Source organism: Bacteroides sp. 2201st1_D9_2201SCRN_220225 (assembly GCF_040928965.1).
Classification (GTDB): Bacteria; Bacteroidota; Bacteroidia; order Bacteroidales; family Bacteroidaceae; genus Bacteroides; species Bacteroides stercoris.
In genome coordinates this window covers 19,047-32,640 of sequence record NZ_JBCODG010000031.1, presented here as the reverse complement: position 1 = coordinate 32,640, position 13,594 = coordinate 19,047, and the positions used below count along the sequence as shown (strand labels likewise).

General features: G+C 42.4%; 13 protein-coding genes. 1 reads left to right on the top strand and 12 read right to left on the bottom strand.

Going from position 1 to position 13,594, the window contains the following annotated elements:
• Positions 1-745: DUF4831 family protein (locus tag AB5903_RS11990; protein WP_368117855.1), on the top strand; the 745-nt coding region annotated here is incomplete at its 5' end.
• A gap of 56 nt (positions 746-801) precedes the next feature.
• On the opposite strand, the gene AB5903_RS11985 is transcribed toward AB5903_RS11990, so the two are convergent.
• From AB5903_RS11985 to lptC, 12 genes are all read right to left on the bottom strand, one after another.
• Positions 802-1,152 carry a PqqD family protein gene (locus tag AB5903_RS11985; RefSeq protein ID WP_005657773.1) on the bottom strand — a complete coding sequence of 117 codons (351 nt, stop codon included), beginning with the start codon at positions 1,150-1,152 and terminating at the stop codon, positions 802-804.
• 8 nt (positions 1,153-1,160) lie between these two features.
• Positions 1,161-2,825, bottom strand: a complete 1,665-nt coding sequence (locus AB5903_RS11980; protein ID WP_005657775.1) for an MFS transporter — start codon at positions 2,823-2,825, stop codon at positions 1,161-1,163.
• Positions 2,826-2,977: 152 nt separating this feature from the next.
• Positions 2,978-3,373 (bottom strand): preprotein translocase subunit SecG, encoded by a 396-nt coding sequence (gene secG / locus AB5903_RS11975; RefSeq protein WP_005657777.1) that lies wholly within the window; start codon positions 3,371-3,373, stop codon positions 2,978-2,980.
• A gap of 4 nt (positions 3,374-3,377) precedes the next feature.
• Positions 3,378-4,256 (bottom strand): tetratricopeptide repeat protein, encoded by an 879-nt coding sequence (locus tag AB5903_RS11970; protein WP_022104992.1) that lies wholly within the window; start codon positions 4,254-4,256, stop codon positions 3,378-3,380.
• 7 nt (positions 4,257-4,263) lie between these two features.
• Positions 4,264-4,788 carry an LptE family protein gene (locus tag AB5903_RS11965; RefSeq protein ID WP_005657781.1) on the bottom strand — a complete coding sequence of 175 codons (525 nt, stop codon included), beginning with the start codon at positions 4,786-4,788 and terminating at the stop codon, positions 4,264-4,266.
• Positions 4,775-6,028, bottom strand: a complete 1,254-nt coding sequence (locus AB5903_RS11960) for a sigma-54-dependent Fis family transcriptional regulator (RefSeq protein WP_060386105.1) — start codon at positions 6,026-6,028, stop codon at positions 4,775-4,777. The genes AB5903_RS11965 and AB5903_RS11960 overlap by 14 nt, the downstream gene beginning before the upstream one ends.
• Before the next feature lies 1 nt (position 6,029).
• Entirely contained in the window at positions 6,030-7,127 is a 1,098-nt protein-coding gene (pdxA, locus tag AB5903_RS11955) for a 4-hydroxythreonine-4-phosphate dehydrogenase PdxA (RefSeq protein ID WP_016661471.1), read from the bottom strand.
• Between the two features lie 2 nt (positions 7,128-7,129).
• Positions 7,130-8,188 (bottom strand): DUF4837 family protein, encoded by a 1,059-nt coding sequence (locus AB5903_RS11950; RefSeq protein ID WP_005657786.1) that lies wholly within the window; start codon positions 8,186-8,188, stop codon positions 7,130-7,132.
• Between the two features lie 69 nt (positions 8,189-8,257).
• On the bottom strand, positions 8,258-9,295 hold the full coding sequence (gene rlmN / locus AB5903_RS11945; RefSeq protein ID WP_272710681.1) for a 23S rRNA (adenine(2503)-C(2))-methyltransferase RlmN: 1,038 nt from the start codon (positions 9,293-9,295) through the stop codon (positions 8,258-8,260).
• A 149-nt stretch (positions 9,296-9,444) separates the two neighbouring features.
• Positions 9,445-11,583: a peptidylprolyl isomerase gene (locus AB5903_RS11940; protein WP_005657790.1), complete on the bottom strand. Its 2,139-nt coding sequence runs from the start codon at positions 11,581-11,583 to the stop codon at positions 9,445-9,447.
• A 123-nt stretch (positions 11,584-11,706) separates the two neighbouring features.
• On the bottom strand, positions 11,707-12,963 hold the full coding sequence (locus AB5903_RS11935; protein WP_040316354.1) for a hemolysin family protein: 1,257 nt from the start codon (positions 12,961-12,963) through the stop codon (positions 11,707-11,709).
• Positions 12,964-12,967: 4 nt separating this feature from the next.
• A complete protein-coding gene (lptC, locus tag AB5903_RS11930) occupies positions 12,968-13,594 on the bottom strand; it encodes an LPS export ABC transporter periplasmic protein LptC (RefSeq protein ID WP_005657795.1) in 627 nt (208 codons plus the stop codon).

Below are 13,594 nucleotides of genomic sequence, written 5' to 3'. Positions count from 1 at the left end.
GTTGAAAGATAAGACTGTAGCCCCACTAATGGAACTTACCGAAGACGGCATTGTCCGTTCCATCAACATACCGCTTAACAGCCATACGATACCGGCAACCAAAATAACCGCTGCCGCACAAGAAATCATAGATCCGCGTAAATTCCTTACGGAAGAAATACTCATGGCAAGTTCCAGAGCTAAAATGGCGGAGTTGGTAGCCAAGGAAATCTATAACATCCGTGAAAGCAAAAATGCCCTTCTCCGTGGTGAAGCCGACAATATGCCGCAGGATGGCGCCCAACTCAAAATCATGCTCGACAACCTCAACTTACAGGAACGTGCTATGACGGAGATGTTCTCCGGAACCTTGAAAGAAGAACCTCAGACGTTTACAATTCGCCTTACTCCCAAAGAAATGAACAATGAAGTAGCTTTCCGCTTCTCCAAACGATTGGGCATAGTGGCAAACGATGATTTGGCAGGCGAACCGTATTATATCTCCATAACCGATTTGAAGACTCCCGCCATTCCGGAAGAAGACGGTAAGAAAAAAGTAGACGGAGTTGCTTACAACGTTCCGGGACGCGCCCATGTTATATTAACAGGCAACAACAAGAAGATATTCGATGGTGAACTGCCCGTTACACAATTTGGTACTATAGAATATCTTGCACCTGTACTATTCAATAAAAATTCTACTATAAAAGTTTTGTTCGATACAGCTACCGGTGGATTAATCAAGGTAGACAGAGAAAGCAATTAGGAAATTGAGAGTCGAGAGTTGAAAGCAGTCTGCATTGTAATACCAGACGGTAACTTTCAACTCTCGACTTTCAACTGAATGAATCCATCTTTCTGCAACTGCATAATGTAAGTAGTGACACGAGAAGGATAGTTATCTTCATTTTGGAAATGGTCGGTAAGCAGAGAGATTATCTCTTGTACGGTTCGGTTTCCATCTATCAAACGCCATACGGCAGTACCGTGTTCCTCCAGCTTCACATGAATATCGGCCGACATACTCTTCGGCAACAAAAAACGTCTCATCCAGTCGTACTTAAACCGAGGAAAGGAAAGTATCGCGTACTCCCCTTCCCATTCGGTTGTAATATGTCCGCACTGAACGGGAACAGTATCCAATAGGTTTACTTTTCCTTTTGTATCTGACATTACCGTTATCAAGCTTTGATATTAGGTTCTTCCAAACCAAGACCTTTCTTCTTGTCTACAACTTTAAGAATAAATCCCAATACCAAAGCAGCAACGCCAAGACAAGCCAGCATTACAAGCGGTGCGGTGTAATCATACGACACGGCAGCCTCTTCCGGAGTAATCACACCGTTCTTTAAATCAGCAACAAGCTGCGTATTGGTTTTATCAAGTACCTTTCCGATAAGAAGCGGGAAGAGCCAAAGACCAATATTCTGCACCCAGAAAATAAGCGCGTAAGCACTGCCTATAATCTTGGCATCAACCAATTTAGGAACACTGGGCCATAAAGAAGCAGGAACCAGTGAAAAACTTGCACCAAGTACCAATATAGTAAGATAAGCTATCACAACACCACCTACCGCATTATCTCTGAACTCAGGAAGAACAAACGCGAAAGTAAGATGGCAAAGAACCAGTAACATGGAACCTATCATCAGCATCGAAGCTGCCTTACCTTTATGGTCAACATAGTTTCCAAGTATCGGTGTTATACCTACAGCGAGCAAAGGGAAGACTGCAAATACTGTTTCGGCACTCTGACGCATATAACCCATATAACAGAAGACAGTGAGCAATACTCCGGCAAGGGTAAGCAAGCCATACTTCATACTTGCCTTCTTCATAAAATTACTTGCAAAAGAAGCACCCGCAACGACAAGCATAATGCAGTACTGAAGAATTGTCACCGTATTAGTAGCCCAGAAAGAGTCGGTGGGTACTTCCTTGAATACCAAATTACATTGCAGCATATTTACGGCATATTTCTGGAACGGGAATATAGCAGAATAATAAAGTACACAAAGAAGCGCTACCAACCAGAATCCGCCACTGGACAAAATAGTACCGAGATCGCTGATCTTGAACGGATCGTCTTTCTCCTCAGCCTCACCCGTCTGCTCGTCAAGTTTCTTATCCATGAAGAAGTAGACAATAAACATAATAAGTGCGATAAGCAATAGCACAACACCAAATGCCACTGAACGGGAAACATCAATAACACCCCCTAATTTAGCAAATACCGGAGAGAAAATCATGCAAGTGGCAACTCCCAAACGGGCAAGCGCCATTTCAGACCCCATAGCAAGCGCCATTTCACGGCCTTTGAACCACTTAACGATACCGCGAGACACCGTAATACCCGCCATCTCGACACCGCAACCGAAAATCATGAAACCTATTGCCGCAAATTTAGCTGATGCCGGCATACCTCTATAGAATGGAGAGATACCCAACTCATCGAAACCGGGAATATAATTCAGGTTGTTGGTAAACCAAGTTTGAAGTCCACTTCCCTGAAAAGCGTCTGTCACCGCATACCAATTGATGGTAGCTCCGACAAGCATCACAGCACCGGAAAGAATTGCAGTAAAACGTACACCCATTTTATCGAGGATAATACCTGCGAAAATAAGGAAAAATACGAATACATTAAGGAATGTCTCAGACCCCTGCATTGTACCGAATGCTGTAGAATCCCAGCCACGCGTGGACTGCATCAAGTCTTTAATAGGTGAAAGTATGTCCATAAAAATATATGAACAGAACATAGCAAATGCTAAAAGCAGCAATACCAACCAACGCATACCTGCCGAATCGCGTAGCGTCTGGTGAATTTTGTCAGTAGTTGTCATTATAATATTATAATATGGTTTATAATTTCAAATGAATCTTATCTGGCTACAAAAATAACCAAATATAAAAGACTATAAATAAAAACAGGCAGAATTGTACAACATAAATTGTACAACTCCACCTGTCAAGAAATTACAGTTATTTCTCAAAATTAATTTCCAGCCGGTTCTGCAGCATCCGTAGCAGCAGGAGCTGTTGTTGCAGGAGCTGTTTCAGCCGGTTGCTCAGCTTTCGGAGCAGCTGTACCTACGGGCATATTGTACGGGTTCGTCTTCTCTTCTTGCTGTGCCTGTTCCAAAATCACATCACCGCCTTTGTGAGAAGCAGAAGGGATAACGTAAGCGGAAGCAACACTCATCACCACCAAAAACACAGCGAGACTCCATGTTGCCTTTTCCAGAAAGTCAGTAGTCTTGCGTACACCCATGATTTGATTGGATGATGAGAAACCCGAAGCCAGACCACCGCCTTTGGAATTCTGAATCAACACAATGAAACACATCAATATGGATGCGATCACCATTAAGATAACTAATAATAAATACATTTTGTTATTTTGATTTAGCGTTAATAATCAATTTCTCCAAAAATCTGATTTGGTCTGCAAAGTAAGCATTTTTTTTTGGATAATTCAAACTTAATTTTTTAATAATTTCAAGTGCTTTATCATATCTGTGCTGTTTAATATAGATTTTAGCCAAAGTTTCTGTAAAACAGCTATCATCCACATCTTCCTGACGAATCTGTCCATCATCATTTTCATCGTCTTCGGAAGTAGAATATTCGTTTTTTGAAAGGGAAGCGGAGAAAGTCTCTTTTTGCTCGGAAATCACTTCCTTATCTTCAAGAGATGCCTCCTTTTCTTCCGGAGATACGAGAACTTTCTCAGGACATACCGATCTTTCAAATACAGATGATTCCGACGACTCGCTCTTACGTATAAATCCATCTATCAGTTCGTGTCCGCGCAGTTTAGGGACTTCCTTTCCACCGGTTGGTTCAGAATCATTCTGTCCGTCATCCTGCAACAGATAAGTTGTGTAATCCATTGCATAATCCAATTCTGTAACCTGCGAATGCTCTTCGGGAACTGTTGCCAGAAAAGCATCTATCAAAGAGAGTGTACGGTCTACATTAGGTTCTTCTTCCGGCACTCTGGAAGAAAGTAAAGGTGACTTTTGTGATTTCAACCTATAGCGGTCACCTTCTATCAAATAAAACAATACACGTCTGTCTGCCACATACAGAACAGCCTTACGCAGCTCTGCTCCGAATGTGACATCGTGCAGCAAATATAGATTCTTAAGATACAGCAGCCGAAGCGACTGAAAATAGGGATAACGGACCAGCAGAGTACGAAGCTCGTACAAAGTATCCTTATTCAACATTTCAGGATGCTGTATCCATTGTTGCAAATAGGCAGAAGTCATTCCTCGATTACCAGTTAGCTACGGTTGAATTAAATATTTGTTCTGTGATATCCTTTATCATTTTACTTATCAGGTCATCCTGCACATCAGTCAGCAGCAAGGAGGAATCATAAGTCTGGAAAGCGGAAAACTGTTGTTCAAAATCTTCCTCATGATTGGTATTGTTTACATAACGCACGTTTACGGTCATAGTCAGCTTCACTTTAGAAGAATAGCCATCAGCTGCTACAGCTTCATTGTATTGGTTATAACCCGTTATCTCACCGTCTATTTCCAGATCGCCGTTGGCATTCACCAATTGCAAACGTGTTTGCTGGATAAACATATCCTTAAGTTTCTGGTTAAACTCCGTAGTCATGGGAGCATACACGTACTCGGCACGATTAGGAAATTCGGCAATTGTAATAGTCTTCACTTTGCTGTAATCAATAGAACTTATCGGAGCAAGTCCCATGGAGATGCGGCAAGAAACTACCACGCACACCAAACCTGCTAACGCCGATATCAACGTTATTTTCTTAATCCAATCCATATTCTTTTATCTTTCTGTATAGCGTACGCTCCGATATATTCAAATCTTTAGCCGCACTTTTGCGCTTTCCGTGATGCTTTTCAAGTGCCTTGCGTATCATTTCTTTTTCCACTTCATCCAATGAGAGAGATTCTTCAACATACTCTTCCGTGTCTTGAATATCCTCATCTACTTCCTGAGCTGATTTCACGGAAGGGTGTATTATAGTAGGCACTCCGGCAGCAGGTACTGAAGCTACTACCGCTGGAGCAGATGCATAATAAGCAGTAGGTGTCGCACCCTGATTTCCCATAGTTGCCCGTTCGGTCATAATTTCGTGTACCAGTTTTTTCAATTCGGTGACATCCTGGCGCATGTCAAAAAGTACCTGATACAGTATTTCGCGCTCGCTTTCAAAACTTTTACTTTCATTCTTTACACCAAACAAGGCAGGCAGGCGCTGCACATTGCTCTGTTCGGGCAGGTAATTCTTCAAAATAGAAGCGTTGATTTCACGATTGGTTTCAATAATGGAAATCTGTTCCGTTATATTCTTCAACTGACGTACATTACCGGGCCATGGATATGTCAGCAGCACTTGTTTGGCATCATCAGTCAGCTGAATGGCAGGCATACGATACTTTTCGGCAAAGTCTGATGCAAACTTGCGGAACAGTAACACAACATCCTCTCCACGTTCGCGTAAAGCCGGAACCGGAATAGGCACCGTATTAAGACGGTAGTATAAATCTTCGCGGAAACGCCCGTCAGCAATTGCTTGTGTAAGATTCACATTGGTAGCAGCAACAATACGTACATTCGTTTTTTCAACTTTAGACGAACCGACTTTAATAAACTCACCTGTCTCAAGCACCCGAAGCAAACGAGCTTGTGTAGGCATAGGAAGCTCCCCCACCTCATCAAGAAAAATGGTACCGCCGTCAGCCTCGCCAAAATACCCTTTACGTTCACCGATAGCACCGGTAAAAGCTCCTTTTTCATGGCCGAACAGTTCCGAATCAATCGTTCCTTCGGGGATAGCCCCGCAGTTTACAGCGATATATTGTCCGTGCTTTCTGCGGCTGTATTGATGGATAATCTGCGGAAAACTCTCCTTACCCACACCACTCTCTCCGGTAATCAGCACCGACAAATCAGTAGGAGCTACCTGAATGGCGATATCAATAGCACGCATCAAAGCCTCGTTATTGCCAATAATACCAAAACGCAGTTTTACTTGTTGTATTTCTGCTTTCGTCATACTACAAATCCTCTTCTGTACTATCAAGTTTCAGCTTATCGCTGTCGTCACGTCTTTCGTAATATTGTTTCCTCAGGGGATTGGCATGTGCTTCCTGCTCGCGCATACGGTTACGGAACACATCGATTGCCACATAGACAGCCTGCCGGAAAGAATCTTCGGAAGCAATCCCTTTTCCTGCAATATCATAAGCCGTGCCATGCGCCGGTGAAGTACGCACTACCGGAAGACCGGCCGTATAATTTACACCTTCATCCATAGCCAAAGATTTAAAAGGAGCAAGTCCCTGATCGTGATACATTGCCAGTATACCGTCAAAATGAGTAAAGTTACCGGAACCCATAAAGCCGTCAGCCGGATAAGGACCATAACACAATATGCCTTTCCCCGCCAGTTCTTTAATGGCAGGAATGATTACTTCCTGCTCTTCCGTACCCAATAAGCCTTCATCACCGGCATGTGGATTCAGGGAAAGTACAGCAATACGCGGTGCTCCGATACCAAAGTCCTGCTTCAACGCACGGTTAAAAACGAGTAGTTTCTCCTGTATCAACTCTTTCGTTATAGCCGATGCTATCTCCCGTACAGGAATGTGTCCTGTCACTAATGCCACCCGTAAATCATCTTTCATCAGAATCATCAAAGCTTTTCCGCCATCACCCAACTTCTCTTCGATATACTCCGTATGTCCGGGAAAAGAGAATTCTTCCGACTGAATAGTGTGCTTATTGATAGGAGCCGTAACAATAACATCAATCAGCCCCGCTTTGTATTCTTCAATTGCCTTCTCCAAAGCGCCAAGAGCAGCTTTACCAGCCTCCGGATCAGGTTTGGAAAACTCAACTTTTACTTCATCGTCTGTACAGTTCACGACACTCAGACGATTAGGGACAGCTTCCGATGCCGAGTTCACAATACTGAAATTAGTCGGCAAGTCCAATGACTTGCGGTGATAAGCAGCTACTTTGGGTGAACCGTAAATAATCGGGGTACATAACTCCAACATCATCGGATCCGAAAATGTTTTCAAAATCACTTCATATCCAACTCCGTTTATGTCTCCCTGAGTTATACCGACTCTTATTTTATTATCTTCCATCCTTATTTTTCTGTTTTAGTAGAATCTTTTTTTGTTACTGCCAAAGGCATCTCATTTCCTTCCTGTTTGCTTCCGGGCAATTTAAGCGTATACAATGACGCTTCCATCTGACGTACCAGATTACGTTTCATCTTATCGGGTGAATACACAAATATCTCGGATACGATAATGCGCTGATTAACTTTATCCAAACGGACATGAGATACATACGGACCACCCATAAAATCGCCTTTCACACGCCACAAGCCACGAGCTTCCAATGCATATTCGTCCTGTACATTGATAGGACGTACGTCTGTCATCAATGAATCGGTTTCCATATACATACCCTCCCTTGCACCAGGAATATTAATCTTCATCACAGAGTCACGCTTATGCACGAAATACTCTTTCGTAAATGTATCCTTGTCGGTATAAGGATAGGAATAGATAACAAAGTTTTGATCACCTGTAGCAGCATTCGTACCTGCCCAAAAGAAGTTTTCTCCCTGCTTAGTCGCCGTCAGTTCACCCGGAACCCATACGTCACAATCGAACATACTCTTTACTTTCGTAGAAACATAGTCACTGTGTTTGTTTTCCAGCACTGCAATCTGGCGGTTCATTTCAGCACGGGTAAAGAAATCCACAATTACTTGCCTGTTCTCCTCGACAAACTTCTCAAAAGAGGCTTCATCCGGTGCCTGAATAGTCAGGATAGATTGAGGTGCAGCATATACATTCTTCGCATATTTGAACTTAGGCTGTGTATACAGATCTTTGTTCACCTCAACAATGATAATATTGCGGATCAACTTCAATGTAGAGTCATAGTTTGCCGGAGAAGTATACATAATACGGAATGAACGTTCCGACTGGGGAAGCCCAGGTACGTCAGAATCAAGTACATCATAGAGAGCACGACCGGCAGGACGCTCCCACAATCCTTGGTCAATCACTACCAAAATTTCATACGCCCGACCACTGGATGTCGGAGTAAACACACCCTTCTTGCCATTACCACATGCTGAAAACAATGCAGTTATCAGGGCCATACTCAAATAAAACAGGTGTTTCTTCATACATTTATATGTTTTAGTTATTACAAAACTACGAAAAAGGCGTATAAGCTTGGCGTCAAAGTTAATAATTTATATTAATTCTTCTTTATTCTCTTCCTGTTTAGCAGTCGAAAGCATACCGCATGCGGCAAATATATCTTCACCGCGCGAAGCACGAATCGTAGTAAACAGTCCATGCGATGTCAGATAATCACGGAATGCTGTCATTGTCTCCATATCAGCACCTTCCAGATTAACTCCCGGAATAGCATGAAAACGAATCAAATTGATACGGCAGTCCAGCCCCCGCAATAATTTCAACAACTCCTTGGCATACAATAAAGAATCATTCACTCCTTTAAAAACAATATACTCGAAAGATAGTCTGCGCTGTTTACTAAAATCATAGTTTCTTAACAAATCTACAATCTCAGTAATGGAAAAAGCCTTTTCGGCAGGCATCAGTTCACGTCGTTGCAAAGGCACGGGCGAGTGCAGGCTGACTGCCAAATGACAGTCTGATTCTTCAATGAAACGCTGCAACCCCTTACGAAGCCCGACAGAAGAGAGTGTAATCCGCTTCGGACTCCAACCGTATCCATAGGATGATGTCATTACTTCCAGCACCTTCAAAACTTCATCAAGGTTATCCAACGGTTCTCCCATACCCATCATCACCACATTGGTCAGTTTATCCCGTTCGGGCAAAGAATTTATCTGATTAATAATCTGATTAGCGGTCAGATTGGCGGTGAAACCCTGCTTACCTGTCATACAGAACTTACAGTTCATCTTACATCCCACCTGGGAAGATACACACAACGTAGCCCTATCTTCATCCGGAATGTAAACGGCTTCAACATAATGTCCCTCTCCGGCACGGTAAAGATACTTCACGGTACCGTCTACCGACCGCATGGCATCCACCGGTACTTCACATCCTACTTCGTATATCTCTTTCAACAGAGCCCGATGTCTTAACGACAAGTTTGTCATTTCGTCTATGGAAGCTACTTTCTTGTCATATAGCCACGCAGCAATCTGCTTGGCCGCAAATCCTGGCAGCCCCAGATTCTTTACGACCATCTGAAGCTCGGTTAATGTAAGGCCTAAAAGAGGTTGTTTCATTCTAACTGTATATTTACGATAAAAGATAGTTTATTTACTGATAAATTATCCTTTGCAAAGGTAGGAATAAAGTTGCACAAATGAAAAAGCCGTTCGACATTTATCGAACGGCTTCCCCAAGTATATAAAATTATTCTACTTTTATATTATTAGAAATACAGATAACGGCTATCTTTCACATTGGCATTCAAGTATAAATCATTCATGAACTGATTTGCTATACGTGCATGCATACCTTCCAATGTAGCTTCTTCCGTTTCCTGGTTATAAGTTTCATTCAGTTTTTCCTTAGCATAAGGTTGAAGAACAAATACACCACCATTACCCTTGATAGGTGCGCTCAACTTGTTTAATTCAGCAATTGAAGCATATGCTCCTACCAAAGGTTCGCTACTACGCAATGCCGGGACATAGGCCGGAGCAGCGAAAGTAACATGCTTTACGGAGTCACTCACTGCATTTGCCATATTCTTATATTGGTCAAAAGTCGTTGCACCGGCAGCTTTCATATCAGCCATGATTTTCTCTGCTTTCTTATCACGAAGAATTTCGCTTCTCAACTGTTCTTGTACCATAGACAACGGACGGTAACCTTCAGGAATGATATTCGTAACAGCCACCACCATCATATGGTCACTTTCGCCACATTCATACAGACCTGAAACCTCACCAGCTTTTGCTGCAAATGCCCATCTCAAAGCTTCTTTCGTACCTTTCACACCTCCGATAGCGTGCTCCGAACTGTACAAGTCAGTTCTATCCAGCAGTCTGTACCCTGCATCTTCTGCATTGGCAACCAATTTGTCCAAAGTATTGTTAGCTGCAATGAACTGACTGAAGTCATTGTATGCCTTGCTATAAGTTTCCTTGCTGAATTCAACCGGACGCTTGATAACGGCTACTTTATATTTATCTTTCACAGCTTTTTTATTCATCACTTGCAAGATAACGTTTGCCTGTCCCAAAGCGAGGTTAGCCAACTCATTCTGACCCAAAGTAGTGATGGCTGCAATATACTTCAAATTATCACCGTCCACCTGAGCACCTTCATAGTTGGCAGAAGAAATCCATGTTGCCTCACCTGTCTGACCGTACTTCTTGGCAATTTCGGCAAAGTCTGCACCGCCTTTAATGGCTGTGTAGATACTGTCAGCCAAAGTCTTGGTCTTGGCAGCATCTTCTGCAACCACTTGAATCTGACGATATTGAATGGAGTCAGGCATAGCAGCAGAGGCCAGTTTCTTGAAAGAATTGATTGTATTGTCCGATGCATTATAGTAAGGACCATATACACCACCTACCTTTACAGAATCCAAACGGGCAACAACGTCAGCAGGCAGCGCCTTGTCTGTATAGAATAAGTCAACATATTGCTGAGTAGAACCGGTTGAGCGAATGAAGTTTGAATAATCGGAAGGATTCTCAGCCAACTGCACAGTATATTCCTCCACTTCTTTCTGAATATCGGCTTTGTCTTCCGGACTTGCAGTAACCTGCACATCAATATACTTGATGTTACGGGTTTCCACATATTGTCTGAATTGCTCTTTTTTCTTGTTATAAGCATCTTTCAGTTCGGATTCCTTAATAACAATTGTAGAATCTACAATAGAGGAATAAGGAACGGCTGCCAACAACAAGTCAGACTGGTCTACACGTGCATTGAAAGCATCTTCCGCTTCAACAGGATTAGAGAACAGAGACTTCGTAATCAAAGCCTGATATTTCTCCTGCAAACGAGCCTGTATAAGTGACTTCTCCACAAAACTCCAAAAGTTATACATGGAATTGTAATACTCCGCATATTGAGCCGGCATCTGAGCCTTGTTCATCTTAGAGTAATCCACCAAGAATTTCTTCAACATATCTTTGTCGAAAGCACCGGTCTGCGGGTTACGGAACGGAGTCTGCTGCAACATCGGATGTACACCGGCATCAATAATAGCCTGGAGTTCCGCTTTAGAAACAGTCAAACCCAACTTTTCAGCTTCGTTCTCAATCAGTTTATTGTTTACGTATGCTCTCCAGACTTCATCCTTAATCTGATTAGTTTGTTCATCGCTCAACGCGTTCAAGCCGCTGGAGAATTTCACTACTTCCGTATATTCCTCTACCAATGCCTGAAAATCCTGAGCGGAAATTGTTTCCCCGTTCACTTCTCCTACATCTTGTGACTGGTGCGGCTGAAGTACTTTCCACGCGTCTCCCGCGATGAAGGCAAACAGCGCCAGACCAATAACAATCACCAATAAGGGCCCTTTAGACCGAATGTTTTGTAATGTTGCCATTTTAGTTAATATGAATTATTTGTTTATTATTATTTTCTATTCAATGTTCTTTTTAGCGCACGAAGATACAAAAAATGCTAATACGCATCTATTTATTCTTTAAAAATTTACGCTGAAACGAAATTATTCCGTGACTTTCAACCGTACCAATTCTATTTTAGTGGCTGTCACCTTAATTATCTTAAACTGATATTTGTCAACGGCTATCACTTCATGCAGTTTCGGGAAACTTTGATAACGGTTCAGAATCAGTCCGCCTATCGTAAGATATTCATCCGATTCGGGCAGTTCAAGATTGAACGTTTCATTTACCTTCTCTATTTCAAGACGTGCGGACAGTACATATTCATGTTCGCCAATTTGTTTACAGATGTAGGAAGTGTTGTCGTGCTCGTCCTCAATATCCCCGAATATTTCTTCAACCAAATCTTCCAGTGAAACAATACCGGATGTACCTCCAAATTCATCTACCACAACAGCAATTGTTTTTTTCTGTTGCATAAAAAGTTTCATCAATTTATGTGCCGCCATCGTTTCGGGCACAATGGGTACTTCCTTGACATTATTTCTCCAGTCCGCCGGATTTCTGAACATTTCAGACGAATGAATATAGCCGATTACGTTATCTATATTCCCATCGTACACAATAATTTTGGAGATACCCGACTCCACAAACACGTTCTTCAAGTCTTCGAGCGAGGCCGTCACATCCACTGCCACCACTTCCGTACGGGGAACAATACAATCGCGTATTTTTATATTAGAGAAATCAAGCGCATTCTGAAAGATTTTCACTTCCGCATCCAACTCTTCCTCATTAGCAGCATTCTCTATACCCGACTGCACGAAATAATCCAAATCGACTTTGCCGAATGCCTTATCGGACGCTTCCTTATTTATCCTCATGCCAAATAAGCGCAAAAAGAGATAAGACAGCCCGGAAGCAAACTTTGATATGGGAAACAGAATAACATAGCAGACAAACAAAGGTGTAGCAAATACCCTCAATACCAGATTCGGGTTAATCTTGAACAGCGTCTTCGGAAGAAACTCGCCCGTTACAAGAATAACAAGAGTGGATATGATAGTCTGCACCAGCACCATTACAAAATGATTATCAATCATACCCGCCAGCAGATTCACCTCGATAATCTGTGCCATAAGGATACCATAAATAACCAGCGCGATATTATTTCCCACCAGCATGGTGGAAATAAAATTATTCGGATTGCGGAAGAAACAAGAAAGGATGCTTGACGTAATACCCGGTTTCCGCTCCATCTCAAAACGGAGTTTGTCCACGGAAACAAAAGCAATCTCCATCCCCGAAAAAAAAGCGGAGAAAGCCATGGTTATCAATAAGTAAATTATAGTGCTCATCATATTATTTGATGCTGTCTGTTTTCAACGTATCAGAAGGGGTGACACTGTCCTCATCCACATAAAAGATACCTTCCGTCTTGAAGAAACGGTATTTTGTCAATTGCTCATTTGATTCAAAACCAATGGCATAAATTATCTGGTCGGGTTGTTCTATACGCACCCGCTGATCGGAATAGACACGCTTTTTATTCTGATCCCAATACAGCAACTCCGTATCGAATTTTTCTCCTTTCAGGTTCTGTATGTGTACATTTCCTATCAGCTTCCACAATTCTTTCTTATTATAGTAATAAGCTGTATCGGCCTTGATACTGGCTTCAGTATGGAACAAAGAATCGAATTTTTCCAGATATATACCTTTTTCAAACGCCCAATAAGGTGGTTTCTTACGGTCGTAAATCAACCACTCCGCCGTATTGACCCGATAACGGGTAATACCCGAATCGGAAATCAGCGTTGTTACCCCTTTAGTATCCATAACCGGCAACGAATCACGTTCGGTAATGGCAGCTCCCATCTCTTTTTTACGTCCGGAACAGGAAGAAAATAAAAGAAGCATAACCATCACCCTCAGGGCAATGGTTATGCTCATATTTTTATGTCCGACAACGTTAGGTTGTAGCGACAT

Coding starts and splice junctions, on each gene's coding strand:
- AB5903_RS11985 (WP_005657773.1), bottom strand. CDS start 1,152: ATGTCAGATACAAAAGGAAAAGTAAACCTATTGGATACTGTTCCCGTT.
- AB5903_RS11980 (WP_005657775.1), bottom strand. CDS start 2,825: ATGACAACTACTGACAAAATTCACCAGACGCTACGCGATTCGGCAGGT.
- secG (WP_005657777.1), bottom strand. CDS start 3,373: ATGTATTTATTATTAGTTATCTTAATGGTGATCGCATCCATATTGATG.
- AB5903_RS11970 (WP_022104992.1), bottom strand. CDS start 4,256: ATGACTTCTGCCTATTTGCAACAATGGATACAGCATCCTGAAATGTTG.
- AB5903_RS11965 (WP_005657781.1), bottom strand. CDS start 4,788: ATGGATTGGATTAAGAAAATAACGTTGATATCGGCGTTAGCAGGTTTG.
- AB5903_RS11960 (WP_060386105.1), bottom strand. CDS start 6,028: ATGACGAAAGCAGAAATACAACAAGTAAAACTGCGTTTTGGTATTATT.
- pdxA (WP_016661471.1), bottom strand. CDS start 7,127: ATGGAAGATAATAAAATAAGAGTCGGTATAACTCAGGGAGACATAAAC.
- AB5903_RS11950 (WP_005657786.1), bottom strand. CDS start 8,188: ATGAAGAAACACCTGTTTTATTTGAGTATGGCCCTGATAACTGCATTG.
- rlmN (WP_272710681.1), bottom strand. CDS start 9,295: ATGAAACAACCTCTTTTAGGCCTTACATTAACCGAGCTTCAGATGGTC.
- AB5903_RS11940 (WP_005657790.1), bottom strand. CDS start 11,583: ATGGCAACATTACAAAACATTCGGTCTAAAGGGCCCTTATTGGTGATT.
- AB5903_RS11935 (WP_040316354.1), bottom strand. CDS start 12,963: ATGAGCACTATAATTTACTTATTGATAACCATGGCTTTCTCCGCTTTT.
- lptC (WP_005657795.1), bottom strand. CDS start 13,594: ATGTCGCTACAACCTAACGTTGTCGGACATAAAAATATGAGCATAACC.